A 23,797-nucleotide genomic window follows, 5' to 3' on the forward strand; every position below is an offset into this window, starting at 1 on the left:
TGGACTGTGTGGACGCCTTCGCCTCGACGGACTTCCACGAGGACCTGAAGAAGTTCGACATCCCCACGCTCGTCGTCCACGGGGACGACGACCAGATCGTGCCCATCGACGCGACCGGCCGCAAGACCGCGAAGCTGGTGGCGAACGCGACGCTCAAGGTGTACGAGGGCGGTTCCCACGGCATCGCCCTCGTCCCGGGCGACAAGGAGAAGTTCAACAAGGACCTCCTGGACTTCCTCAAGAGCTGAGGCGGACAGGAGGCCCGACGTGCCCGCGCCCCCGGCGCGGGCACCCGCACGCCCCCTAGAAGACGTCCGGGCACCACGCCCGGCGCGGCGCCCGGAACACCGTGTCCGCCAGTGCCGCCGCTCCCGCCCGGTGCTCGTCGAGCCGTCCCAGCGCGGCCAGGCGCACCGGCGACTCGTCGCCCAGGAGGAGCGCGCCCAGCTCCGCGACGTCCAGGGCGAGATCGGCGTCCCGGGTCGTGGGCGCACAGGAGGCCCCCGACGGTGACGCCTCCAGCAGGAAACGGCCGCCCGCCAGGCCGGAGGCGTCCCGGACGTCCAGGACCAGCGCGGCCTCGCTCGCGTACGTACGGGCCTCCAGGGCGCGGGGGACATCCAGGACACGCAGCCACAGCCAGTCCGCCTGGGTGACGACACGGGCGGCACGCGGGTCCGGCAGGAGCAGCGGGAGCAGGTCGTCGGGCGCGCGGTGGCCGGTACGGACGGTGGTGATCCAGTCGATGGAGCAGACGAACCGCCACAGGGCGCGCTCCGCGGCCGGGCTCGCGGCGATCAGACCCGCCACCGTCGCCGTGTTGAGCGGTTGCTTCCGGTCGCCCCAGTGGTCGTCGGCGCGATAGGTGATCAGCCCGTCCGTCTCCCCGTCCGCCGACCGGTACACCGCGTGGAAGGGCTCCTTCCACGCCTCGGACGCCGGGACGTCCACCCCGGTGCTGCGCTCCCACCAGCGCTCGTCCCGGGAGACCACACCATGCTGCCGCGCCGCCAGCCGGCCGTGCAGCTCGGGACCCAGCTTGCGTACGTCGGCTCCCTCCACCAGCTCGATCCGGCCGCCGTCCGCCTCGGAAGGAACCCTCGCGCGCGGGTCCAGGCCCGCGCGGGGCACGTCGATCTCCCACTCGGCGGTCCAGGAGGCGGGGCCGAAGCCGTACCTCCCGTAGATCGGGTACTCCGCCGCGATCAGCGAGGCGACCACGTCGCCGCGCTCCTTCGCCGCCGCCAGGTCCGCGGCCATCATCCGGCCGAGCAGCCCGCGGCGGCGGTGCGTGGGGGTCACCGTCACGCCGGTGATCGCGTCGGCCGGCACCGTGGCGCCGCCGACCACGGTCAGCTCCTGCGCGAACGACCGGAAGGTGGCCACACACCGCCCGCCGTCGAACACACCCTGGACGCGGGCGAGATCGGTGTGGGCCAGCCGCACCGCGACCTCCTCCTCCGGTACCGGGCCCGAGGACCTCAGGAAGCCGGTGCCCACGGCGCGTATCCAGTCGGGGAACTCGGCGGCGGAGACGGTACGCGGATCAAGGTTCATGCCGCCCACGCTAGGCACAGGCGGCACACGATGTCGCCCGCTTTTCCGCCCGCCGCCGCAGCGCTGCCGACGCCGGGCAACCCGGCCCCTCAGAATGCCGCGCGGATCTCGCCGACCTCATCCGCGCCGCCCAGCAGCGGCGCGCGTCCGATGCGGGAGACCACGGGGCCCCGGACGCCCAGCAGCCCGAGCGAGCGGGCCAGCACCGGCCCCAGGGCGCGCGTCGCGCCGTCGTCGATCTTGAAGGCCAGCGCCCTGCCGTCCGGCAGTGCCACCGCCTGGACCGCCTCCGCACCCATCTTGGAGAGCGCGCCCGGCACCTCCCGCATCAGCCAGGTGTCCGGCCGCCGGGTGCCCGCGACGTACTCCGGGTGCGCCCGCATCGCGTCGGCGACCCGGCGTTCCGGCGTACCGGGCTCCGCCAGGACGAACGAGCGGAACGCCCGGGCCAGGCCCACCAGGCCGATCGCCATCAGCGGCGCCCCGCAGCCGTCCGTGCCGACCGCCGCGACCGGCTCGCCCGCCGCCTCGGCGACCACCTCGCCCACCAGCCGCTGCAACGGGTGCGCCGGGTCGAGATAGCTTGCCGTGTCCCAGCCGTTGCGCACGCAGACGGCGAGCATCGCCGCGTGCTTGCCGGAGCAGTTCATCGTGAGCGGCTCCCGCACTCCCCCGGCGGCGAGGTACGCCTCGGCCTCGACCGGGTCCAGCGGGAGGTCGGGCGGTGTCTGCAGATCGTCCGGCTTCAGCCCGTGCTCGGTGAGCATCGTGCGCACCAGTTCCAGGTGGAACGCCTCCCCCGAGTGGCTCGCGGCGGCCAGTGCCAGCCGCTCCCCCGAGAGGTCCAGCCCCGCCCGCAGGATCGCGGCAGCCTGCATCGGCTTGTTCGACGAGCGCGGGAAGACCGGCGCCGCCGGGTCTCCGAGCGCCAGCTCCACGCTCCCGTCGGCGGCCAGGACCACCAGAGACCCCCGATGGCGGCCCTCGGTGAAACCGGACCGCACCACCTCGGCCAGGACCGGGAGGGCGGGCGTCGAGGGCGAGGCGGACGGGGCTGTGGAGGAGGTCATGGGGTGGCGGCCTTCCGGGGACGGGCGTGACCCGCCCCCGGAAGGGTCGCTTCAGGCGAGCAGGTCCTCTACTTGTGCTTCTCCGTCACGGTACCTGCGGGCGATCTCCGCGCTGCAATCGTCGACGGTCCGCTGGAGCCGGTGACGGCGCCGGGAGACCTGCCGCTCGTAACGGACGAGCCGCCCCATCGCGGTGAGCAGCTCTTCGTCCGTACGGGCGTCGAGGTCGGAGAGTTCGACCTCGGCGAGCGTGTCGTCCGCCAGCTGCCGGTACTCGTCGCTGCGCGGCGTGGTGAGGGTGACGTGCCGCGCCGAGGAGCGGTGGACGGACGGGGTGTCGGCGAGGATCTCCGAGAGCCGGTCCACCACGGGCGACTGAGGGCCCCCACGGCGGGCGAGCTCGGCCCGCAGGATGTCGATCCGGCCCTGGACCAGCCGGCGGACGTAGCTGAGGTCGGCCTCGTCGCGCTGCGCCTCACGCCGCCGGGTGCGAAGCTCCGGCAGCCGCAGACCGCCGAACTCCGGCTGCGCGCGCAGGGAGGCCAGGGCTTCGCCCGCGCCTCCCCCGGTCTGCCCGGGCACGGAGACCGCGCCCGGCAGCTGCACGGGTGGTGCGGACAGCTGGCCGGGAGCCTCGACGGTCCGCTGCACCGGTGGCCTCAGACCGCCGGATGTACGTGTCACTGGTACGGCACCGGGCGATGTCCCGGTTCCACGTGTCGTCATGATGTTCCGTCCCCTCGACCGGTGCGTCGGCACACCGACACCGTGCATGGTGCCACTACGCAGGGTGTTCACGCAGGTGCTCTGTACCCGTTCAGCCCAAGATAGGTTGGTCTGTATGCGTGCAGTGATACAGAGAGTGGACGGCGCGAGCGTCACGGTCGCGGGCGCCGCGGACGGTTCCCCGGGGACCGGGACGGTCGGCGAAATCGTCGGCGAGGGACTGTGTGTGCTGGTGGGGGTCACTCACGGCGACACGGCGGAGAAGGCGGCACAGCTCGCCCGCAAGCTGTGGACCCTGCGGATCCTGGAGGGCGAGAAGTCCTGCTCGGACGTGAATGCACCGCTTTTGGTCATTTCTCAGTTCACCCTCTACGGGGACGCCAGGAAGGGCCGCAGGCCCACCTGGAACGCCGCCGCGCCGGGCGAGGTCGCCGAACCCCTGGTGGACGAGGTCGTGGCCCAGCTGCGCGCGCTCGGCGCGCAGGTGGAGACGGGCCGGTTCGGAGCGGACATGCGGGTCTCGCTCACGAACCACGGCCCGTTCACCGTACTGATCGAGGTGTAGCACCGCGCGCGGCCCGGGTGGACGGCGACGCGTAGACCCCCTACGGCTCGACGACCGTCTCCTGGGCCGCAGCCGTGTCACCGGCGATGAGTTCCGCGTCCACGGAAACGTTCCGCTTCACCAGCGCCAGGGCGATGGGGCCCAGCTCGTGGTGACGGGCCGAGGTGGTGATGAAGCCGAGCTGGCGGCCCTCCTCGCCGTCGGCCGCGAGCCGGACCGGCGTGCCGTGACCGGGCAGGTGGACCTCGCTGCCGTCCAGGTGCAGGAAGACGAGACGGCGCGGCGGCTTCCCCAGGTTGTGGACACGGGCGACGGTCTCCTGCCCCCGGTAGCAGCCCTTCTGGAGGTGGACGGCGGTGCCGATCCAGCCCAGCTCGTGCGGGATGGTGCGGTGGTCGGTCTCGAAGCCCACGCGCGGACGGTGCGCCTCGACGCGCAGCGCCTCGTAGGCCAGGATGCCCGCCACCGGGCCGTTCTCCGCCGCGTACGCCTCCAGGTCCGCCCTGGGCAGGAAGAGGTCACGGCCGTGCGGCGTCTCCCGCACGGCGATGCCGTCCGGGACCTCCGCGATGGAACCGGCGGGCAGGTGCACGACGGCGAAGTCCTCGGTGCGGTCGGCGACCTCGACCCGGTAGAAGAACTTCATCGACTCCAGATACGCGATCAGCTCGCTCTGGGTCTCCGGCTCGGTGTGCATCCACACCGTCGCGCCGTCGTCGACGAGGTAGAGGGCGTGCTCGATGTGGCCGTTGGCCGAGAGGATCAGCGCCTCGGTGGCCTGGTTCGGCGCCAGATCGCTGACGTGCTGGGTGAGCAGCAGATGCAGCCAGGTCAGCCGGTCGTCGCCGGTGACCGTGACGACACCGCGGTGCGAGAGGTCGACCAGGCCACCGCCGTCGGCGAGTACGCGCTGCTCGCGGAACAGGTCGCCGTAGTGCGCGGCGACGCCTTCGTCGCGCCCCTCGGCGGGGACGGCGCCGGGCAGGGACAGCAGGGGGCTCTTCATGCGACCAGCGTACGACCCGCAGCGGCGCACGACCCGGGCCGTCCGGCCTACCGCTCGCCGGCCGTTCCCTCCGGCGCTCCGGGCCCGCCGGCCTTCGCCGCCTTCGCCGCGCAGTCGGCGCAGCGCCCGAAGATCGCGAAGTGCTTCATGTCGGTCTCGAACCCGAAGGTGCCCCGCAGCTTCTCGGTGAAGTCGGCGACCACGTCCACATCGGCCTCGATGACGTCCGCGCAGTCACGGCAGACCAGGTGGATGTGGTGGTGACGGTCGGCCAGGTGGTACGTCGGGGCGCCGTGGCCGAGGTGGGCGTGACTGACCAGCCCGAGCTCCTCCAGGAGCTCAAGGGTCCGGTAGACGGTGGAGATGTTCACCCCCGACGCGGTCCTGCGCACCTCGCTGAGGATGTCGTCGGGCGTCGCGTGCTCCAGGGTGTCGACGGCCTCCAGGACGAGCTGGCGCTGAGGCGTCAGCCGGTAGCCACGCTGCCGAAGATCGGTCTTCCAGTCGGTGCTCACCACAGCCCCAGTGTAGGGCTGGGTGAGCACGGACCCGCCTGAACGGACTACTTGAAGAACGCGATGCCGTCGTCCGGCAGGTCCCCGAGGCCCCGCGCCATCTCGGCGACCTGCTCGGGGGTGACGACCTTCTTGAGGTGCGCCGACATGTACGGCCGCAGCTCCACGTCGGGGGTGGCCTTCTCGCCGACCCACATGAGGTCGCTGTTCACATAGCCGTAGAGCCGCTTGCCACCGCTGTACGGGCCGGAGGCCGCCGTACGGGCCACCGCGTCGGTGACGAGGTCGATCTGCGGCTTCTGCTTCGCGAGCTCGCCGTACCAGACCTCGACGATGCCCTGGTCACGGACCATGACGATCTCGACCTTGCGGTCCTTGTCGACGCGCCAGTAGCCGGACTCGGACTCCAGCGGCTTGACCTGCTTGCCCTCGGCGTCGAGCACCCAGGAGTGCGAGACGTACTCCAGGAAGTCGCGGCCGTCGTGGCTGAAGGTGACTTCCTGGCCGAAGTTGCACTTCTCGGCACCGGGAAAGTCGGCGACACCCGCACCCGCCCAGTTGCCCAGGAGGAAGGCCAGCGGCACGAGGTCCGGGTGGAGGTCGGACGGAATCTCGATCATGAGCGGCTCAGACGATCTGTGAGGGTGTACGGAAGGTGTTCGGCGAGGGTCAGCGCTGGCCCTGGTACAGCTTCTTCACGGTCACGGCGGCGAAGGCGAGCACGCCGACACACACCAGGACCAGCAGGGCGGAGAAGAAGGCCTCAAGCACGGGAGCTCCTCGGGACGAACGACATGACGGCAGCGGACGGCCGGGCCCCCAGCGTAATGGGTGGGGGCCCGGCACGGCGGCCCGGGGTTTCGCCCGGGCCCGGTCGGCTCAGCCCAGGAGCTGGTTCTGGAGGATCACCGTCTGGTGGAAGGGAACGGCTTCCGTTCCGGCCCCGCCCTTACGGCTGTGGACGATCAGCGCGACGGTGTCCCCCGCCAGGACGTAGGCGTAGCGGACCTGCTCGGCGCCGTACGGCTCGGACTCGGAGTACACGTGCGCCGTGGTGAATTCCGCCCCGGCCGTGGCGGTCCAGTCCTCGTCGAACACGGGCTCGGCGGTCCCGGCGAGGGGGAGCGGCAGGGAGTCCAGCGACTCCTGCTCGTAGATCGCGTCGTGGAAGGCCGTGGAGTACGCGACCGAGTTGAACTGGAGCAGATAGACCCGGGACGACGTGCCGTCCGGCATGGTCCAGCCGCGCGCGGCCGTGTGCCGCAGGGCGGAGTCCTTCAGGTGCTGGGTGAGAGCGGCCCGGTCGCCCTTGCCGTACTCGGTGACGAACCGGGCGGTGTCCACCCACCCCCCGTCGAGGCCCTCGACCGCGGTGGCACCGGCGGGAGCGGGCACCAGCAGGCGCCGCAGGTCCGCGTGGTGGACCTCCGCGAGATTGGAGTCGCTGAACGGACGAGGCGCGTCGGCGGGCAGGGCGGGCAGGGTCAGCGCCGGGTAGTCCCACCGCCCGTCGTCGCGGGTGGCGAGGCCCGGTACGTCGGTGCGCTCCATCGACGTGATGCCGGCGGCCGTGCCGGCCCCCAGCCCGCCCAGGACGAGCACCGCGGCCGTCCACCGGAGGACGGCCCGCAGGACGCGGCGCGGCGGGCGGGGCGCGGCGGGCGCGGGGCCCTCCTCCTGCACGGGAGCGGGCGGCGGGCCCTCGGGGACCGGCGGAAGAACGGTCGTGGCGGGAACGGCCACGTCGGCCGGTGGGGCCGTCTGCTCGGTCATACGTACTCCCCCGGGGACGTGATGTGGTCCAGCTGGTCCTTCAGCATCTCGGCGACGGCGGCCTTGTCGACGGGCTTGATGCCGGTGGCCCGGTAGGTGATGCTCAGCTCGCCGTCGTACGCCGCGCACACCATGTCCTCGATGCCGCTCTCGCTGTCCTTGGGCTGCAGGTAACAGCTCGCCTTGCGGGTGTGCCCCTTGACCTTCGGGCCGTCGCGGAAGATCCCCAGGACGTCGAACAGGCCTGTCTGGAAGGTGTAGAAGTTCCGGACGGCGTTCGTGTCCTTCATCCGCACGATCTCGGCGTGCACCTCCAGGTCGTTGGTCTCGGAGACGTACGACCGGAGGGCGAGACCCTGCACACGGAGCTTGTCGATCCGCTTCTCGTACTCCCGGCGCTTCTTGCCCGCCAGCCCTCGGCTGGACTCCTTCATCGTGGCCACGGCCCGCCTGCCGTCCACCTCGGCGTCGTTGCCGTACCCGGCGTCGTCCGGACCGAGCCGGTAGCCCTCGGGCACCGGCAGCAGGAGCTTGCTGAGCTCGGTGCCGGAACGGCCCCGGTCGACGGCGCCCGCGGGGTCCTTGCCGGGCTCGCGCTCGGACACCTCCCAGAGCGTGGTCTCCACGGTGCGGTCCGCGCCGTCGACCGTCACCCCCGTGTACGCGGCAGCGCCTCCGACGGCGCCCAGCACCAGGACGAAGGGAAGGGCCGTGAGCAGGATCCGCCGGGCCCGCCCGGTGCGGGCGGGGGTGTCCGGCACCTCGGCCGCCCGGACGTCCGGGGCGGACTCCGGGAGGTCAGGCAGGGTCATGTCATTCACAGGCGCTCCAGCTGTCGCTCGGCCAGCGTCCGGATGTCCTTCTTGCTGATCGGCCGGGTGTCGAACAGATTGATCTCGACCATGATGTCGCCGCGGTGCATGACGGCCCTGGCCCGGTAGAAGGGCAGATAACCGGGCTTCCGGTCGACGCCGTAGACGTAGTAGCGGCCCTCGCCGCTCCCCTTGACCGCGTCGCCTTCGTTGCCCGCGCCCAGTTCGGCCCCGGACATGTAGGAGCGCTGCCCCTCGGCGAAGTCGGCGGCCCTGGTGTCCACCCCGGAGGAGAACTGGACGAGGCGGATCTCCGCCTGGCGGTGCGTGCCCTTCTTCCAGGCCGCCGCTGCGATACGGCGTATGTCGGACTCCAGGAAGTACTCGAACATGCCGTCGTCGCTCTTGAATTCGCGCGCGAGGTCCCCCACGGTCATCCAGCCGTCGTCCAGCCAGTCCGCGTCCTCGTCCTCGCTCCAGCCCGCCGGGCGGTCGATGAGCAGCTTGCGCAGGTCACCGTCCGTCCTGACCTGTCGGTCCTGCGAGGCGGGCAGCGGGGCCGGGACCTGGTCGGCGGGAAGCGCCTTCGTCGGATACTCCAGACGGGGCTGCGACAGCGCGGGCAGCGGCGTCGGTGGCCGCTCGGCCTGGATGCCGTACCCGACCGCCGTACCGCCCGAGATGCCGAGCAGCGCGGCTGCCGCGATCAGCAGGGCCGTTCGCCCACGTGGACGAGGACGCGCCGGGGCGGCCTGTACTTCGGGCCGCGACCCGGCCGGGGCGGCGGGCGCTTGGGCCGGGGCGGCGGGCGCTTCGGCCCGTGCCTCGGCCGGCACCTCCGCCGGCGCGGCCGAAAGGGTGTCGTTCGGTTCCAAAAGGGTCCCCCCAAGAGACCTGAAGCGCAGATTCCCATGACCTGCGCACACAACTGACCCACAGGTCACGGAGGAGGTTGTCCGCCCGCGGATTACAGTTCGGTACATGTCGAAGAAGCTCGTGATCAAGGTGACCGCCGGAGCCGATGCCCCCGAGCGCTGCTCGCAGGCCTTCACCGTGGCCGCGGTCGCCGTCGCCAGCGGGGTCGAGGTCTCGCTGTGGCTGACCGGCGAGTCCGCCTGGTTCGCCCTGCCCGGCCGCGCGGCCGAGTTCGAACTGCCGCACTCCGCACCGCTGCCTGATCTGCTCGACTCGATCCTGGCGGGCGGGCGGCTCACGCTCTGCACCCAGTGCGCGGCACGGCGGGACATCACGGAGAAGGACGTCCTGGAGGGCGTGCGGATCGCGGGGGCCCAGGTCTTCGTGCAGGAGGCCATGGCGGACGGCACCCAGGCGCTCGTCTACTGAACCGGCCGGTCACGGTTCTCTCGCCCGGCGGACCGGGCCGGACGCGCCTGCCCTGACGAGCTCGTCAGCGGCGCTTCTTGCCGTCGAGTTCGTCCCACCACTCGTCCGACTGCGGGTCGCCGGAGGGATCGTCCCACCAGCGGTCCTCCGGCCCCCGCCGGTTGGCGATCACGGCGGCGACGGGCGGCACGACCATGGCGACCACGCACATCGCGACGGCCGCCGGGACGGACCACAGGCGCACGAACGCCCAGGCGGACACGAAGAGGAAGAGGCATCCGCCCATCATCAGGAAGTAGATGCGCCTACGCCGGGCGTACATATCTCCAGCGTAGAACTCCCGGACCCGGAACTCTCCTTGCGCGCGGCGCCGTCCTGCCGTCCGGACGGCGGCGGCCGTGCGCGGACGGCACGAAGGGCCGCACCCCGGCACAGGTGGCGTCCAACCCCCTGGGGTGCGGCCCTCCGGCCGTTCGTGCGCGTGAACTACACGGCGATGGCGACCTCGGCGAGGCCACCGGTCTGCGCCACGACCGTACGGTCGGCGGTGCCGCCCGGAACGAGGGCGCGCAGCGTCCAGGTGCCTTCGGCCGCGTAGAAGCGGAACTGCCCGGTCGCCGAGGTCGGGACCTCGGCCGTGAACTCACCGGTCGAGTCCAGCAGACGGACGTAGCCGGTGACCGGCTCGCCGTCGCGGGTCACGCTGCCCTGGATCGTCGTCTCGCCCGGCTTGATCGTCGAAGCGTCGGGGCCGCCGGCCTGTGCTCCACACATGGTGTTCTGTCCTTCTGGTCGGGGTCCTGCTGATCGGATCCTGCGGAATTACTTGTTGGCGCCGAGCTCGATCGGCACGCCCACGAGGGAGCCGTACTCGGTCCACGAACCGTCGTAGTTCTTGACGTTCTCCTGGCCGAGCAGCTCGTGCAGCACGAACCACGTGAGCGCGGAGCGCTCACCGATGCGGCAGTAGGCGATGGTGTCCTTCGACAGGTCGACCTGCTCGTCCTCGTAGAGGGCCTTGAGCTCGTCGTCCGACTTGAAGGTGCCGTCGTCGTTGGCGTTCTTCGACCACGGGATGTTGCGGGCGCTCGGCACGTGGCCGGGGCGCTGCGACTGCTCCTGCGGGAGGTGCGCCGGGGCGAGCAGCTTGCCGCTGAACTCGTCGGGCGAGCGCACGTCGACGAGGTTCTGGCTGCCGATGGCGGCCACGACGTCGTCACGGTAGGCGCGGATCGACTCGTCCTGGGCCTTGGCCTTGTACTGGGTGGCCGGGCGCGTCGGAACGACGTCGGTCAGGTCGCGGGAGTCGAGCTCCCACTTCTTGCGGCCGCCGTCGAGCAGCTTGACGTTCTCGTGGCCGTACAGCTTGAAGTACCAGTACGCGTAGGAGGCGAACCAGTTGTTGTTGCCACCGTAGAGGACGACCAGCGTGTCGTTGCCGATGCCCTTCTCGGACAGGAGCTTCTCGAAGCCGGCCTGGTCGACGAAGTCACGGCGGACCGGGTCCTGGAGGTCCTTGGTCCAGTCGATCCGGATCGCGTTCTTGATGTGGTTCTTCTCGTACGCCGAGGTGTCCTCGTCGACCTCGACGATGGCGACCTGCGGGTCGTCGATGTGGGCCTCGACCCAGTCGGCGTCGACCAGAACGTCTGCGCGGCTCATGTGTTTCTCCTCCGGGGCAGTCTGCGGCGGGGTGGTGCGGAGTGCGGGTGCGGGGTGTACGCGGCAGGTGTGCGTGCTGGAACGCGTACGGACGGCACGGGGCGGCCCTGAGAGAGTCGAAGGGCCGGGGAGGCGGGAGAGGTCCCGCTCAGAAGGTGCGACAGAGCATGGCGGCGACGCGGCACAGGTCTACTGCCCGCCGCTTCGTGAGGTCCGCCTGTCGCTTCATGCGTCCGATCGTAGGGAGGTACGGGTGGAGATGTCACCGTCGTGTCGCATGATGAGACACGATCGTCCGCGATGCGAGACACGGAGAGGGAGGAACCGGCTCACGGCCCGCGCACCGGCGGTGGGTGCCGCACGGACTTCTACGGATCGGACCTGACCGTCTCATCATCCGGATCCGCAGTCCGGCAGCCGTGCGGACCCCTGACCCGGCGGCCCGCTGACCATTCCCTGACCGTGGGCATGGACCGCCTGACCGTCCGCGCGGGCACAGGGGGCGTCTCAGCCCGCCAGGTCGATGTCGGCGCCCGTCATCGATATCTCGAGGCCGCCGGGAGCCACCGCGATCTTCTCCAGCTCCAGACCGTCCGGCAGCCCGCTGATACCGCGCTCGAAGTCCGTCTTCTGCCTGACCAGGTCCTCGAGGCCGGGGATGCCCTCGCCCGGTACCTCGTCGGCACGCACCTTGACGGTGTCGCCGTCGACCAGGGTGACGGTCGAGACCACGCTGCGCGTGATCTCGCGGTTCAGCAGAGGGATGCGGACCGAGCCGGTGACCTTGACCTTGCCGTCGCCGCCGTAGGCGACCGTGACCCCGTCGTCGGCTGCCTCCGTGAGGGCGGCGTACGAGACGACGGCCGTCCCGGTGGCCCGGGAGGCCGTCGCGCTCGTGTAGCCGGCGCCCAGCGTGACCTCGTGCAGCTGGGCGCGGATCTCGCCGATCCGCAGCTCCCGGCCCGCCGCGCTGGCCCGGATGTCCTTGACCGTGACGTCGACCCGGTCGAGCTCCGAACCCGCCACCTGCGTCAGGAAGGGGAAGCCCTTGATGGACACCTCGGTCGAACCGGCCTCGGCCCCGGCGAAGGAGACCCGGCCCTCGGCCTCCGACTCCGCGAGATACACGGCGGCGCGGTCCACGGCGACGAAGACGCCGCCCAGCACCACAGCGATGATCAGCAGTATTCGCAGTGCGCGCATGCCTGAAGTTCCCCCACTCGGACCGGCCGGACCTCTGGTGCCGTGAGCCTACTGCCGCCACGCGGCGCACCCGGAGTGATCGACGAGCGGAGGGCCCGGCCGGTTCCCGTCGAGCGGAAACGGGGGGAGTGCGGGACGTCAGGCGAGAGCGCGGCCGATCAGGTAGACGGCCGGAGCCGCGGCCGTGAGCGGCAGCGCCACCCCTGCCGTCATGTGCACGAAGCGGGAGGGGTAGTCGTAGCTCGCCACCCGCAGTCCGATCAGTGCGCAGCCGCCGGCCGCGAACCCGAGGAACGCGGCCTGCGCGCCGAAGTCCGTGAACGCTCCGGCGGCCAGGCCCCCACCCGCCGAGGCGAGCAGCGCCACGACGACCGAGGCGGGACCGGGCAGCGGAAGGGCCCTGACGAGCGCACCCGCGGCCACCGCGATCCCGCCCACCGTCACGGCGTCCGGGACGGCCGCCAGATGCCCGGCGGCGAGCACGGCCAGCGCGGCGGAGGCGACGGTGGCCGTCAGCCCGTACATCCGCTCGTCGGCCCCGGCGTGGCTGCGCAGCTGGAGGACGATCGTCAGCAGGACCCAGACGCCGAGCGTGCCCAGGAGGGCCGCCGGGGCGTTGCCGCGGCCCGCCACGAGCAGGACGACGTCGGCCACGAAGCCCCCGGCGAAGGCGAGGGCGATGCCCTGCCTGGCCGGCCACATGCCGTTGAGCCGGAACCATCCTGCGGCGGTCACGGCCTGGAGCAGGACCAGGGGCACCAGCAGGGCGTACGCCCCGATCGCGGCACCGAGCGCGAGCAGCAGACCGAGGGCGGCCGTGATCGCGGCGGGCTGGAGACCCGGCGCGATGATCGGGGAACGCCCCTCCGCACGCGCCCGCTGGGCGGCGGTGAGCCTCTCGCCGCCCAGGGTGGTGGGCGCCCCGTAACCGGACGCGGCGGACGCGGCGGCGGGAGCCTCGGGGGCAGGGGGAGCAGCCGGGGTGGCCTGGGCCTCGGGCGGCAGCGGGTAGGCGGCCTGCGCGGGAGCCTGTGCCGGTGCGGGAGCGGCGTGCTGCGGGCGGATCGTCGGCTGGTACTGGGTGTCCCAGGTCTGGCCCTGCCAGGTCTGCGCCACCCCCTGGTCCTCCTGTCCACCCTGTGGGACGCCGTGCTCGGGGTAGGCGACGGGCGGGGGCGGCTGCTGCCCGTACTGCTGCCCGCCGTACGCCGGCTGCCCGTACTGCCGCTGGTCGCCGTACTGCTGCTGCCCGTACGCCGGGTCGCCCGCCGGCTGCCCGTACTGCCGCTGGTCGCCGTACTGCTGCTGCCCGTACGCGGGGTCGCCCGCCGGCTGCCCGTACTGCTGCTGCCCGTACGCCGGGTCGCCCGCCGGTGCCGGCTGTCCCTGCGCCGGGTCGTACGGCTGCCTGCCGTGTCCCGGGTCGTACGGATACTGCTGATCGTTGTTGCTCATGGTCTGCGGTTCACCCTCCTGCGAACGGCGGGAGCACCTCGACCGTGCCGCCCTCGGCAAGCCGTACGGTCTCATGACCGCGGGTCCCCACGGGATTCCCGTCGATCAGGAACGAGCACCGCAGCAGCACACGCGTCAGCTCGCCGGGGTGCCGCTCGCGGGCCCCGTCGAGCGCCTCGGCGAGCGTCTCCGCCGCGTACGGCTCCTCAGCGGTTCCCGCGGCGGCCTTGGCCGCGGCCCAGTAGCGGATGGTCCCCGCTGCCATGGCGGCACCCCTTTCCTCGTACGTCGGCTGTCCATCATGAATCACGCCGACTCCGTCCAGTCGGCGATACGGGTCAGCAGTTTCTCGTCCGCCGCGTTCTCCGCGTGGCCCATGCCGTGCTCCAGCCAGAGTTCGGCCCGTCCCCGTGAGGCCGCTGCCAGCATGCGGGGGTGGTCGACCGGGAAGTACGGATCCCGGTCGCCGTGCACGATCAGCAGGGGCGCGGTGATCAGCGGGACCGCCTCGGCCGGTGAGAGCGGCACGGGGTTCCAGTCCTCGCGGTGGATCCGGGTGCGGAAACCGAAGCGGCCGACGAGCCGGCCCGTCGGGCGGGTGACCACCCAGTGCAGGCGGCGCATCGGAGCCGTCCCCCGGTAGTACCAGCGCGCCGGAGCACTCACCGCGACGACGGCATCCGTATGCGCCCCTGCGCGCTCCCCGAGCGCACCGATGCGCTCCGTGCGCCGTCCCACCCGATCGGCCTCCGGCCCCGCCGCTTTCTCCGCGAGGAATCCGGCGGCCTCCGGAGCCGTATACAGAGCGGCGTGCCGGAGCACGACGGACCCGCCCATCGAGAACCCGACCGTAACGACCCGACGGTGTCCGAGCGACCGCGCCCAGGCCACCGCCGCCGCGAGATCAAGGACCTCCCGGTCGCCCACCGTGGACCGCCCGCCGGACCTTCCGTGCCCCCGGAAGGAGAACGTGATCACGGCCGCACGCTGGGCGAACACCTCGGCCGCCCGCAGCACGGCCGGCCGGTCTGCCGACCCGGTGAAGCCGTGCGCGAGGACGACGGCCGTTCCGCCGGAAGCAGGGCCTCCGTCGGCCGTGGCACCTGTCGTACACGGCGTGTACACCGCCTCGATACGGACCCCGTCACCGGTCAGCAATGTGGTGCGGCGGGGGCCGCGCGTGATCGAGGGAACAGAAGAAGTCGGGAAACGACCCTCGGACGCAGAAGTCATGTGGGCTATTCTGCTGCGGAGAGGATCCGGGCAGAGCAGCCCCCGGGTCCTTTTGCGCTTTCCGAGCGTTGTTACGGCGACGTTTCCACAAGCTCAGCGGTCCCCGGGCGCGGGACCGCACGGTAAAAACCGTATGACGGCCTTCGCAGGTGAGAGCCCCGTACGGCAGTACGAAGCAGTGCCGCATACTCCCCCGGGTCCGACCCGGGAGTGCCCCTCTCGCAGGGAACGAGGAGGACCGACGTAATGGGCGAGCCAACCGTGCACGATCGACCGACGACCCAGGCAGGTGGGCGGCGATGAGTTCACTGCTGCTTCTGACGAATGCCCTCCAACCGTCGACGGAGGTGCTCCCCGCCCTCGGCCTTCTGCTGCACAGCGTGCGGGTCGCCCCCGCCGAGGGACCCGCGCTCGTCGACACCCCGGGTGCCGACGTGATCCTCATCGACGGCCGCCGCGACCTCCCGCAGGTGCGCTCGCTGTGCCAGCTGCTGCGGTCCACCGGACCCGGCTGTCCGCTGATCCTCGTCGTGACGGAGGGTGGCCTCGCGGCCGTCACCGCCGACTGGGGCATCGACGACGTCCTGCTGGACACCGCGGGGCCGGCCGAGGTCGAGGCCCGGCTGCGGCTGGCCACGGGCCGTCAGCAGATCACCGCCGACGACTCCCCCATGGAGATCCGCAACGGCGACCTGTCGGTCGACGAGGCGACGTACAGCGCCAAGCTCAAGGGCCGGGTCCTCGACCTGACCTTCAAGGAATTCGAACTGCTCAAGTACCTCGCGCAGCACCCGGGCCGGGTCTTCACCCGTGCGCAGCTGCTCCAGGAGGTCTGGGGCTACGACTACTTCGGAGGCACCAGGACGGTCGACGTCCATGTGCGGCGGCTGCGCGCCAAACTCGGCCCCGAGCACGAGTCGCTGATCGGCACCGTCCGTAACGTCGGCTACCGCTTCGTCACCCCCGAGAAGGGCGACCGGAGCGCGGACGAGGCCAAGGCCAAGGCGGCAGCGAAGGCGACGGCCGAGGACGTCACCCGTACGGAGCAGTCGGCGGAGGCCGAGATCATCGAAGAAGCCCCGGTCCGGCCTGCCTAGTGGCGGGTCGATCCGCGTAGACTGCCGCGCGTGGCCAAGGTGACGCGGGACGATGTGGCGAGACTGGCGGGGACCTCGACAGCGGTCGTCAGCTACGTCATCAACAACGGACCCAGGCCGGTTGCCCCGGCCACGCGCGAGCGGGTGCTCGCCGCGATCAAGGAGCTGGGGTACCGGCCCGACCGGGTCGCCCAGGCGATGGCGTCGCGGCGCACCGACCTCATAGGCATGATCGTGCCGGACGCCCGGCAGCCCTTCTTCGCGGAGATGGCGCACGCGGTCGAACAGGCCGCCGCGGAACGCGGAAAAATGGTCCTCGTCGGCAATTCGGACTACCGCGACGAGCGCGAGGTCCACTACCTCCGGGCCTTCCTCGGCATGCGGGTCTCCGGGCTGATCCTCGTCAGCCAGGGCCCCAGCGAGCGGGCGGCGGCCGAGATAGAGGCGTGGGACGCCCGGGTCGTCCTGCTGCACGAGCGCCCCGAGGCGATCGACGACGTCGCGGTCGTCACCGACGACATCGGCGGCGCCCAGCTCGCCACGCGTCACCTGCTGGAGCACGGCAACGCCTATGTGGCGTGCCTCGGCGGCATGGAGTCGACGCCGGTGGTCGGCGACCCCGTGGCCGATCACATCGAGGGCTGGCGCCGGGCGATGCAGGAGGCCGGCCGGTCGACCGAGGGCCGGCTCTTCCACGCCCCGTACAACCGTTACGACGCCTATCAGGTGGCCCTGGGCCTGCTCTCCGGTCCCGACAGGCCCCCGGCCATCTTCTGCTCGACGGACGACCAGGCCATCGGGGTGCTGCGGGCCGCACGTGAGCTGCGCATCGACGTCCCCGGGGAGCTCGCGGTCGCCGGCTTCGACGACGTCAAGGAGGCGGGACTCACCGATCCGCCGCTGACGACGGTCTTCTCCGACCGGCCCGCGATGGCCCGGGCGGCGGTGGACCTCGTCCTCGACGACTCCCTGCGCGTCTCGGGCTCGCGGCGCGAGCGGCTGAAGCAGTTCCCGTCCGCCCTGGTGGTACGCCGGTCGTGCGGCTGCGGCGAACCCACGGTCACCTCGCCGTAGGCGGGCGCCCCCTTATATCGGGCATACACGGTTCTGCCGGGCTTCTCAGGGCGCACTCAGGCTGCTCTCATGTTCGCTGTCCACTCTCGTAGACATGACCGACAGCCACCGCCCGAGCGGCGAGTACCCGATGTCCCCCTCGAACGACGACGGTGCGTACGCCAACGGTGCGTACGACAGCTCTTCGTACGGCGGCGCCCCGCAGGGCACCGCCTCGCGCGGCAGCGGTGCGTACGGCAGGGGCGACGCGGCCTACCCGCCGCCCCCGGCCCACGAGCCCGAGCGGCAGGCCGGCGGCACCCCCACAGCCGCGTACGCCTGGCCGGCCCCGGCTCCCGCCCCGCTCGCGGGGGACCCGGACGGCGCGCAGCCGCCGCGCCGGGTCAAGCGGCCGTTCGCGCTGCTGGCGGCCGTGGCCATCGCCGCGGCGGCGGTCGGCGGAGGCACCGCCACCCTCGTCGGCGAACTCGCGGGTGGCGACTCCACCAGCGCCGGCTCCGGCAGCGTCGTCAACGGCACCACCGTCTCGCAGAGCAGCGCGGGCACCGTCTCCGGCGTGGCCGCGGCCGTCTCGCCGGCCATCGTCGAGATCACCGCGACGTCCTCGGCGGGCGAGGCCACCGGTTCGGGCGTCGTGATCACGTCGGACGGCGAGATCGTCACCAACAACCACGTCATCTCCGGCGCTTCCCAGATCAAGGTGGCCCTCAGCACCGGCAGGTCGTACACCGCCGATGTCGTCGGCACCGACCCCGACAAGGACCTGGCGCTCATCAAGCTCCAGAACGCGAGCGGGCTGAAGACGGCCTCACTCGGCGACTCCTCCTCGGTCAAGGTCGGCGACCAGGTCGTGGCGATCGGCTCGCCCGAGGGCCTCACCGGCACGGTCACCAGCGGCATCGTCTCGGCGCTCGACCGCGACGTCACGGTCGCCAAGGACGAGGAGCAGGGCCGGCAGCAGCAACAGGACGGTCAGCAGTGGCCGTTCGAGTTCGGCGGCCAACAGTTCAACGGCGAGACCGGATCGTCCACGACGACGTACAAGGCCATCCAGACCGACGCCTCGCTCAACCCCGGCAACTCAGGCGGCGCCCTCATCAACATGAACGGCGAGATCATCGGCATCAACTCCGCTATGTACGCACCCAGTTCGTCCTCCTCGGCCAGCAGCACGGCCGCGGGCAGCGTGGGCCTCGGCTTCGCCATCCCGGTGGACACCCTCAAGGCCGACCTGGACACCCTGCGCGCCGGCGACGGCTCCTGAGGAGGAGGTCCTCATGAATCCCGCAACGGACCGCACGGCCGCCGGCCCGTCCTGCCTGGCCCTGCCCCTCGCCCTGGCAGCCGAACTGGCGGCCCGGGCACCCGCCCCGGCAGCCGCCCGCCCGCCCGAGATCAGCGGCGGCACGAGCCGCGGGCGCCGCGCCGCGCGACGCCGTGCGGCGGCCGTGCGAGGCTGAGGACGCAGTACCGCCGTACCGGCACGAGACGGAAGAGGACGAAGTAGCGATGAGCCCCGCCGAAGACGATCCGCAGCGTGTCCTCATCGTCGACGACGAGCCCGCCGTGCGCGAGGCGCTGCAGCGCAGCCTCGCCTTCGAGGGGTACGGGACGGAGGTGGCCGTGGACGGCTACGACGCCCTGGCCAAGGCGGAGGCGTACGCCCCCGACCTGATCGTCCTGGACATCCAGATGCCCCGCATGGACGGTCTCACCGCGGCCCGGCGCATCCGGGCCACCGGGTCCACCACCCCGATCCTGATGCTCACCGCCCGCGACACCGTCGGCGACCGGGTCACCGGCCTCGACGCGGGAGCCGACGACTACCTCGTCAAGCCCTTCGAGCTGGACGAGCTCTTCGCCCGCATCCGGGCCCTGCTGCGCCGCAGCTCCTACGCCGTCGCGGCGGGCGGGCCGCTCCCCGACGACGACGTGCTGTCCTTCGCCGATCTGCGCATGGACCTGAACACCCGCGAGGTCACCCGGGGCGCCCGCCGCGTCGAGCTGACCCGCACCGAGTTCACCCTGCTGGAGATGTTCCTGGCCCACCCCCGCCAGGTGCTCACCCGCGAGCAGATCCTCAAGGCCGTCTGGGGCTTCGACTTCGAGCCCAGCTCCAACTCCCTGGACGTGTACGTGATGTACCTGCGCCGCAAGACCGAAGCCGGCGGCGAACCGCGCCTCGTCCACACCGTGCGGGGCGTCGGGTACGCCCTGCGCTCCGGCGGCGGTGACGGGTGACCGGCCTGCCCCGCCGGCTCCGCGCCCTGCCGCTGCGCTCCCGGCTCGCCCTGCTGGTCGCGGCGGCGGTCGCCCTCGCGGTGGCGGCGGTGGCCGCCGCCTGCTGGTTCGTGACGCGCGAGCAGCTGGAGCACCAGCTGGACGAGTCGCTGCGCAACTCGACCGCGATCGACAACGCGTACGTCCAGAACCTCCTCAACGCCTGCGCGGGAACCGCCGCGGGCCAACACGCCGCCCCCGGCTCCTTCCGGGTCCAGATCATCGCGACGACCGGCGAGCCCTGCCCCGCTCCGCCCAAGGAGGCGTTCCCCACGACCGCCGCGGACATCGCCGTGGCGGGCGGGCAGCGGGAGAGCGTCCTGCACACCGTGAAGGACACCGACGGCGGCGAGCTGCGGGTCTCCACCAAGCAGATCAGGCTGAACCGCCCCGGGCCCGGGGCGGACACCACCCTGGCGGTCTCAGTGGCCCGCCCCATGAGCGAGGTCACCGACCCCCTCTCCAGCCTCGCCTGGGTGCTCTTCCTCGTCGCCGGCATCGGCGTCGTCGGCGCGGGCGCGGCCGGCCTGTGGGTCGCCCGCACCGGTCTGCGCCCGGTCGACGAGCTGACCCGAGCCGTCGAGCACGTCGCCCGTACCGAGGACCTGACCGTGCGCATCCCCGCCGAAGGCGACGACGAGATCGCCCGCCTCTCGCGCTCCTTCAACTCCATGGCAGGCTCGCTGGCCACCTCCCGTGACCGTCAGGCGCAGCTCATCGCCGACGCCGGTCACGAGCTGCGCACCCCTCTCACCTCGCTCCGCACGAACATCGAGTTGCTCGCCCGCAGCGACGAGACGGGCCGGGCCATCCCGCCCGACGACCGCAAGGCGCTGATGGCGTCGGTCAAGGCCCAGATGACCGAGCTGGCCGCGCTCATCGGCGACCTCCAGGAGCTCTCCCGCCCCGACGCCGCCCAGCCGGGACCCCTCCAGGTGGTCGCGCTGCACGAGATCACCCGTAACGCCCTGCAACGCGCCCGGCTGCGCGGCCCCGAGCTGACCATCACCGCCGAGCTGGCCCCCTGGTACGTAAGGGCCGAGCCCGCCGCCTTGGAGCGGGCGGTCGTCAACGTGCTGGACAACGCGGTGAAGTTCAGCCCGGCGCGCGGGACCATCGACGTCGTCCTGCACCGCGGCGAGCTGACCGTGCGGGACCACGGCCCCGGTATCCCGGCCGCGGAGCTCCCGCACGTCTTCGACCGCTTCTGGCGCTCGCCCTCGGCCCGCCAGCTCCCCGGCTCGGGCCTCGGCCTGTCCATCGTGGCCCGCACAGTCCAGCAGGCCGGCGGTGAGGTCGCCCTCACCCCGGCGGACGGCGGTGGCACGGTGGCCGTGATCCGGCTGCCGGGGGCGCCGCAGCCGCCGCCGGGGCGGTGAGCGGGGCTCAGGCCGCCGGATTGTGCCGGATCAGCGACTCGACCAGGCCCGAGCGGGTCGCCGGGTAGTCCAGCGGGACGATCCCCAGACCGGTCCAGCCCGATGCCTGCGCACCGTCGAGGAACGAGTGGACCTGCGGGTTGAGCCGGTCGGAGTTCCAGCGCGGCGGCATCAGGGCGGCGGTGCTCACGTAGTTCATGAACAGCTTGCCCGGCTGCTGCGCGGCCTTGCGGAACTGCGCCTCGATCTTCGGGTACTTCCCGAAAGGCTCCGCCATGTAGTCGTCCTGGATGTCGAAGACCGCCGGATCGGCGTACCGGACGCCGGGCAGCCCTCCGTTGTCGGCGAGCAGCACGACCTTGCCACGGGCGCCCCCGAGATCCGGCAGCGTGGGGTCGAGGCGCAGGAGCGGGCGCCAGCCCTTGCCGTCGAGGTAGATGTCGAAGATCCGCCGGAACGCGGCGTCGCTCTCCTGCGAGTACTCCTGCTTGACCCGCATCAGCACGGTCTCCGAGGGGTGAGCGGCAAGGAAGTCCCGGCAGGCGACCAGCACGTCGCCGAACATCAGGTTCTGGTACGAGGCCCCGTGGTGGATGGCGAACGCGTCGCCGGTGATCCGGCACCGGACGTCGAGGAAGCGGATGCCGCTGTCCAGCTGCTCGGCCACCGTCGTGTTCTGGCACTCCGTCCAGGGACCGCCGTAGCGCGCACCGCTGTTGTGCGTTCCGGGGATCGTGAGGCGCCGCAGCGGGGTGGCGTCTGCGATCGCGCTCATCCAGTCCTGGGTGCCTGTCGCCCTCGATGCGGCGGCACGGGCGGGCGACGCGCCGAGGGCGACTCCGGCGGCGGCGGCCAGGGCGCCGGTGAGGAAGCTTCTGCGACTGGCGGTGTACGGGCTCATGGGGACATGCCTCCGGCGGCCGTGGGGGGGAGTGGGGCCCTGGGATTATGACCTGTACTCATCAAGGACGGAACAGGGCCTCGTCGCCCCGACCGCCGCCGGAACGGGAGCGGGGCGGCGGGCCCTCGGCCCACCGCCCCGCTCCGCACACGTACGGCTGACTACTGCACGACGGTGATCCGGTCCGTGGCCGGCGGGGCCAGCGGCGCCGAAGCCGTGGAGTGGGCCGCCAGGTAGGTGTTGAACAGGTCCAGGTCGGACGGGCCGACCAGCTTGTTCGTGCCCTGGCCGAGGGCGGCGAAGCCGTCGCCACCGCCCGCGAGGAACTCGTTCATCGCGACCCGGTAGGTCTTCGCCGGGTCGATCGGCTCACCGTTCAGCAGGATCGAGGAGGTGACCACGCGCTCGGCGCCCGACTTCGTCAGGTCCAGCGTGTAGGTGAGGCCCTTCGAGACCTGGAGGATCTTCGGCGAGGCGGCGTTGGAGCCGCTGACCTGCTGCTGGAGCGCGGTCACGAGCTGCGCACCGGTGAGGTCGACGACGTTCATCATGTTGGTGAACGGCTGGACGGTGAACGCCTCGCCGTACGTCACCACTCCGTCGCCCTCACTGCCGGACGCCGCGTACACCAGGTCGGAGCGGATACCGCCCGGGTTCATGAACGCGACGACCGCGCCGCCCTTGTCCGCGGGGGCCAGGCCCTCCAGCTGGGCGTCGGCGATCAGGTTGCCGAGCGGCTTCTCGAGCGCCGTGGAGCCACGGCCGTTGATGTCCGCCGAGATGAAGCCCTGCGGACGGCCCGCGATGGGGGCGGCGAGCGTGTTCCAGCGGGCGATCAGCGCCGTCATGTCCGTGGCCTTGGCCTGGTCACGGCTGACGATGTGGTTCGCCGACTCCACCGACGTACGCACGATGTCCTGGGTGCGGCGGTCGTAGGTCAGGGTCGTGTCGGTGTAGAGCTTGCCGAACGACGACGCCGAGGTGACCATGCGCGGCCGGCCCGACGGGTCCGGGACCGTGCACACGTACGCCTGGTGGGTGTGGCCGGTGACCAGGGCGTCGACCTTCGGCGTGATGCCCTTGGCTATGTCCACGATCGGGCCGGAGATGCCGTCACCGGCGCCCGGGCTGTCGCAGTCGTAGTTGTACGCGGAGGAGGCCGGGGACCCGCCTTCGTGGATCAGCGCGACGATGGACTTGACGCCCTGGCGGTCCAGCTCCTTGGCGTACTTGTTGACCGTCTCGATCTCGTCGTGGAACTTCAGGCCCTTGACGCCGTTGGCCGTGACGATGTTCGGGGTGCCCTCCAGGGTCACGCCGATGAAGCCGATCTTGACGCCGTTCTTCTTCCACACCGTGTACGGCTTGAGGACCGGCTTGCCGGTCTTCTCGTCCGTCACATTGGCCGCGAGGTACGGGAAGTCCGCGCCCTCGAACGTCTTGCCCTCCTCGTAGCACCCCTCGACCGGGTGGCAGCCGCCGTTCTGCAGCCGGGCGAGCTCCGTGGCCCCCTCGTCGAACTCGTGGTTGCCCACGGCCGTCACGTCGAGGTCCAGCCCGTTGAGCGCCTCGATGGTGGGCTCGTCGTGGAAGAGCCCGGACAGCAGCGGGCTCGCGCCCACCATGTCGCCCCCGGCCGCCGTGACGGAGTACGCGTGCCCCTTGCGCGCGGTGCGCAGGGAGGTCGCGAGGTACTCGACGCCTCCGGCCGGAATCGACTTCACCGTGCCGTCGGCCTGCTTCTCGCTGACCGTGCCGGCGGAACCGGCGGGCGGCTCCAGGTTGCCGTGCAGGTCGTTGAAGGAGAGCAGCTGCACGTCGACGGTGCGGGGCTGGTGGTGGCCGTGGCCCTTGTCCTGGGCGCCGGCCGGCATCGCGGCGACGAGCGCGCCGACGGTGACAAGTCCGGCCGTGGCGGCGAGCACCCGCCGGGGCACACGGTTCTTCTGCGGAGTCGCTGACATCGGTCCCCTTGTAAGTGTCTGGATCCTGGTGCCGCAGCCTAGAGTCAACGCGCGTAGCGCGACAGGTCTTTGTGGTTACGAACTGGTTGCCGCCCGATCAGAAAGGGGTCGATCACCCGTCGGGCGCACATATCCGCGCAGAAACGTCACCGCGCCCGTACGCACACCCGCGTCGCCGCCG

Annotated in this window: 28 protein-coding genes; 9 read left to right on the forward strand and 19 right to left on the reverse strand. The window is 71.8% G+C overall.

What is annotated here, in order from left to right; genetic code table 11:
* Positions 1 to 248, forward strand: a 248-nt coding sequence (locus ACFY8O_RS32805) for an alpha/beta fold hydrolase (protein ID WP_387908858.1), incomplete at its 5' end; no start/stop codon positions are given.
* A gap of 55 nt (positions 249 to 303) precedes the next feature.
* Here the strand turns inward: ACFY8O_RS32805 and ACFY8O_RS32810 are convergent.
* From ACFY8O_RS32810 to ACFY8O_RS32820, 3 genes are all read right to left on the reverse strand, one after another.
* Positions 304 to 1,557 (reverse strand): GNAT family N-acetyltransferase, encoded by a 1,254-nt coding sequence (locus tag ACFY8O_RS32810; RefSeq protein WP_387908860.1) that lies wholly within the window; start codon positions 1,555 to 1,557, stop codon positions 304 to 306.
* Between the two features lie 89 nt (positions 1,558 to 1,646).
* Complete coding sequence (locus tag ACFY8O_RS32815; RefSeq protein ID WP_387908862.1) at positions 1,647 to 2,627, reverse strand: asparaginase; 981 nt, start codon at positions 2,625 to 2,627, stop codon at positions 1,647 to 1,649.
* 51 nt (positions 2,628 to 2,678) lie between these two features.
* A complete protein-coding gene (locus tag ACFY8O_RS32820; protein ID WP_145804623.1) occupies positions 2,679 to 3,353 on the reverse strand; it encodes an RsiG family protein in 675 nt (224 codons plus the stop codon).
* Between the two features lie 115 nt (positions 3,354 to 3,468).
* On the opposite strand from ACFY8O_RS32820, the gene dtd reads away from it, so the two are divergent.
* Entirely contained in the window at positions 3,469 to 3,918 is a 450-nt protein-coding gene (gene dtd, locus ACFY8O_RS32825) for a D-aminoacyl-tRNA deacylase (protein ID WP_387908864.1), read from the forward strand.
* 40 nt (positions 3,919 to 3,958) lie between these two features.
* Here dtd and ygfZ read toward each other — a convergent pair whose 3' ends face one another.
* From ygfZ to ACFY8O_RS32855, 6 genes are all read right to left on the reverse strand, one after another.
* Complete coding sequence (gene ygfZ, locus ACFY8O_RS32830; RefSeq protein ID WP_387908866.1) at positions 3,959 to 4,924, reverse strand: CAF17-like 4Fe-4S cluster assembly/insertion protein YgfZ; 966 nt, start codon at positions 4,922 to 4,924, stop codon at positions 3,959 to 3,961.
* A gap of 47 nt (positions 4,925 to 4,971) precedes the next feature.
* On the reverse strand, positions 4,972 to 5,442 hold the full coding sequence (locus tag ACFY8O_RS32835; RefSeq protein ID WP_145804629.1) for a Fur family transcriptional regulator: 471 nt from the start codon (positions 5,440 to 5,442) through the stop codon (positions 4,972 to 4,974).
* Positions 5,443 to 5,486: 44 nt separating this feature from the next.
* Complete coding sequence (locus ACFY8O_RS32840; RefSeq protein ID WP_145804631.1) at positions 5,487 to 6,059, reverse strand: FABP family protein; 573 nt, start codon at positions 6,057 to 6,059, stop codon at positions 5,487 to 5,489.
* A gap of 259 nt (positions 6,060 to 6,318) precedes the next feature.
* Positions 6,319 to 7,212, reverse strand: a complete 894-nt coding sequence (locus tag ACFY8O_RS32845) for a hypothetical protein (RefSeq protein ID WP_387908869.1) — start codon at positions 7,210 to 7,212, stop codon at positions 6,319 to 6,321.
* On the reverse strand, positions 7,209 to 8,033 hold the full coding sequence (locus tag ACFY8O_RS32850) for a hypothetical protein (protein ID WP_387908871.1): 825 nt from the start codon (positions 8,031 to 8,033) through the stop codon (positions 7,209 to 7,211). Before ACFY8O_RS32850 ends, ACFY8O_RS32845 begins: the two co-directional genes overlap by 4 nt.
* Positions 8,030 to 8,899: a hypothetical protein gene (locus ACFY8O_RS32855; RefSeq protein WP_387908873.1), complete on the reverse strand. Its 870-nt coding sequence runs from the start codon at positions 8,897 to 8,899 to the stop codon at positions 8,030 to 8,032. The genes ACFY8O_RS32850 and ACFY8O_RS32855 overlap by 4 nt, the downstream gene beginning before the upstream one ends.
* A 106-nt stretch (positions 8,900 to 9,005) precedes the next feature.
* On the opposite strand from ACFY8O_RS32855, the gene ACFY8O_RS32860 reads away from it, so the two are divergent.
* A complete protein-coding gene (locus tag ACFY8O_RS32860; protein WP_145804637.1) occupies positions 9,006 to 9,368 on the forward strand; it encodes a DsrE family protein in 363 nt (120 codons plus the stop codon).
* 64 nt (positions 9,369 to 9,432) lie between these two features.
* On the opposite strand, the gene ACFY8O_RS32865 is transcribed toward ACFY8O_RS32860, so the two are convergent.
* From ACFY8O_RS32865 to ACFY8O_RS32900, 8 genes are all read right to left on the reverse strand, one after another.
* Positions 9,433 to 9,690 carry a DUF3099 domain-containing protein gene (locus ACFY8O_RS32865; RefSeq protein WP_145804639.1) on the reverse strand — a complete coding sequence of 86 codons (258 nt, stop codon included), beginning with the start codon at positions 9,688 to 9,690 and terminating at the stop codon, positions 9,433 to 9,435.
* A 164-nt stretch (positions 9,691 to 9,854) separates the two neighbouring features.
* Positions 9,855 to 10,142 (reverse strand): DUF1416 domain-containing protein, encoded by a 288-nt coding sequence (locus ACFY8O_RS32870; protein WP_014154938.1) that lies wholly within the window; start codon positions 10,140 to 10,142, stop codon positions 9,855 to 9,857.
* A 48-nt stretch (positions 10,143 to 10,190) separates the two neighbouring features.
* Complete coding sequence (locus ACFY8O_RS32875) at positions 10,191 to 11,030, reverse strand: sulfurtransferase (protein WP_145804641.1); 840 nt, start codon at positions 11,028 to 11,030, stop codon at positions 10,191 to 10,193.
* 148 nt (positions 11,031 to 11,178) lie between these two features.
* Positions 11,179 to 11,259: a putative leader peptide gene (locus tag ACFY8O_RS32880; RefSeq protein ID WP_350310325.1), complete on the reverse strand. Its 81-nt coding sequence runs from the start codon at positions 11,257 to 11,259 to the stop codon at positions 11,179 to 11,181.
* Positions 11,260 to 11,537: 278 nt separating this feature from the next.
* Positions 11,538 to 12,233 carry an LmeA family phospholipid-binding protein gene (locus ACFY8O_RS32885; RefSeq protein ID WP_387908876.1) on the reverse strand — a complete coding sequence of 232 codons (696 nt, stop codon included), beginning with the start codon at positions 12,231 to 12,233 and terminating at the stop codon, positions 11,538 to 11,540.
* A 138-nt stretch (positions 12,234 to 12,371) separates the two neighbouring features.
* Positions 12,372 to 13,688 carry a hypothetical protein gene (locus ACFY8O_RS32890; protein ID WP_387908878.1) on the reverse strand — a complete coding sequence of 439 codons (1,317 nt, stop codon included), beginning with the start codon at positions 13,686 to 13,688 and terminating at the stop codon, positions 12,372 to 12,374.
* A gap of 10 nt (positions 13,689 to 13,698) precedes the next feature.
* Positions 13,699 to 13,953 carry a MoaD/ThiS family protein gene (locus tag ACFY8O_RS32895; RefSeq protein ID WP_145804646.1) on the reverse strand — a complete coding sequence of 85 codons (255 nt, stop codon included), beginning with the start codon at positions 13,951 to 13,953 and terminating at the stop codon, positions 13,699 to 13,701.
* A gap of 41 nt (positions 13,954 to 13,994) precedes the next feature.
* Entirely contained in the window at positions 13,995 to 14,921 is a 927-nt protein-coding gene (locus ACFY8O_RS32900) for an alpha/beta hydrolase (RefSeq protein ID WP_387908880.1), read from the reverse strand.
* 299 nt (positions 14,922 to 15,220) lie between these two features.
* On the opposite strand from ACFY8O_RS32900, the gene ACFY8O_RS32905 reads away from it, so the two are divergent.
* From ACFY8O_RS32905 to ACFY8O_RS32930, 6 genes are all read left to right on the forward strand, one after another.
* On the forward strand, positions 15,221 to 16,018 hold the full coding sequence (locus ACFY8O_RS32905) for a response regulator transcription factor (protein ID WP_387908882.1): 798 nt from the start codon (positions 15,221 to 15,223) through the stop codon (positions 16,016 to 16,018).
* Positions 16,019 to 16,048: 30 nt separating this feature from the next.
* Positions 16,049 to 17,092, forward strand: coding sequence for a LacI family DNA-binding transcriptional regulator (locus ACFY8O_RS32910; protein ID WP_387908884.1), 1,044 nt, complete (start codon positions 16,049 to 16,051; stop codon positions 17,090 to 17,092).
* 94 nt (positions 17,093 to 17,186) lie between these two features.
* Positions 17,187 to 18,356 (forward strand): S1C family serine protease, encoded by a 1,170-nt coding sequence (locus ACFY8O_RS32915; RefSeq protein WP_387908886.1) that lies wholly within the window; start codon positions 17,187 to 17,189, stop codon positions 18,354 to 18,356.
* 13 nt (positions 18,357 to 18,369) lie between these two features.
* Positions 18,370 to 18,552 carry a hypothetical protein gene (locus ACFY8O_RS32920; protein WP_387908888.1) on the forward strand — a complete coding sequence of 61 codons (183 nt, stop codon included), beginning with the start codon at positions 18,370 to 18,372 and terminating at the stop codon, positions 18,550 to 18,552.
* A gap of 49 nt (positions 18,553 to 18,601) precedes the next feature.
* Entirely contained in the window at positions 18,602 to 19,333 is a 732-nt protein-coding gene (locus tag ACFY8O_RS32925; RefSeq protein WP_387908890.1) for a response regulator transcription factor, read from the forward strand.
* Complete coding sequence (locus ACFY8O_RS32930) at positions 19,330 to 20,751, forward strand: sensor histidine kinase (protein ID WP_387908892.1); 1,422 nt, start codon at positions 19,330 to 19,332, stop codon at positions 20,749 to 20,751. The genes ACFY8O_RS32925 and ACFY8O_RS32930 overlap by 4 nt, the downstream gene beginning before the upstream one ends.
* A 7-nt stretch (positions 20,752 to 20,758) precedes the next feature.
* Here ACFY8O_RS32930 and ACFY8O_RS32935 read toward each other — a convergent pair whose 3' ends face one another.
* A complete protein-coding gene (locus ACFY8O_RS32935) occupies positions 20,759 to 21,652 on the reverse strand; it encodes a phosphatidylinositol-specific phospholipase C (protein WP_387908894.1) in 894 nt (297 codons plus the stop codon).
* A gap of 161 nt (positions 21,653 to 21,813) precedes the next feature.
* Complete coding sequence (locus tag ACFY8O_RS32940) at positions 21,814 to 23,616, reverse strand: bifunctional metallophosphatase/5'-nucleotidase (RefSeq protein ID WP_145804663.1); 1,803 nt, start codon at positions 23,614 to 23,616, stop codon at positions 21,814 to 21,816.
* Between the last annotated feature and the right edge of the window lie 181 nt (positions 23,617 to 23,797).

It is taken from the genome of Streptomyces argenteolus, assembly GCF_042902585.1.
Classification (GTDB): domain Bacteria; phylum Actinomycetota; class Actinomycetes; order Streptomycetales; family Streptomycetaceae; genus Streptomyces; species Streptomyces argenteolus.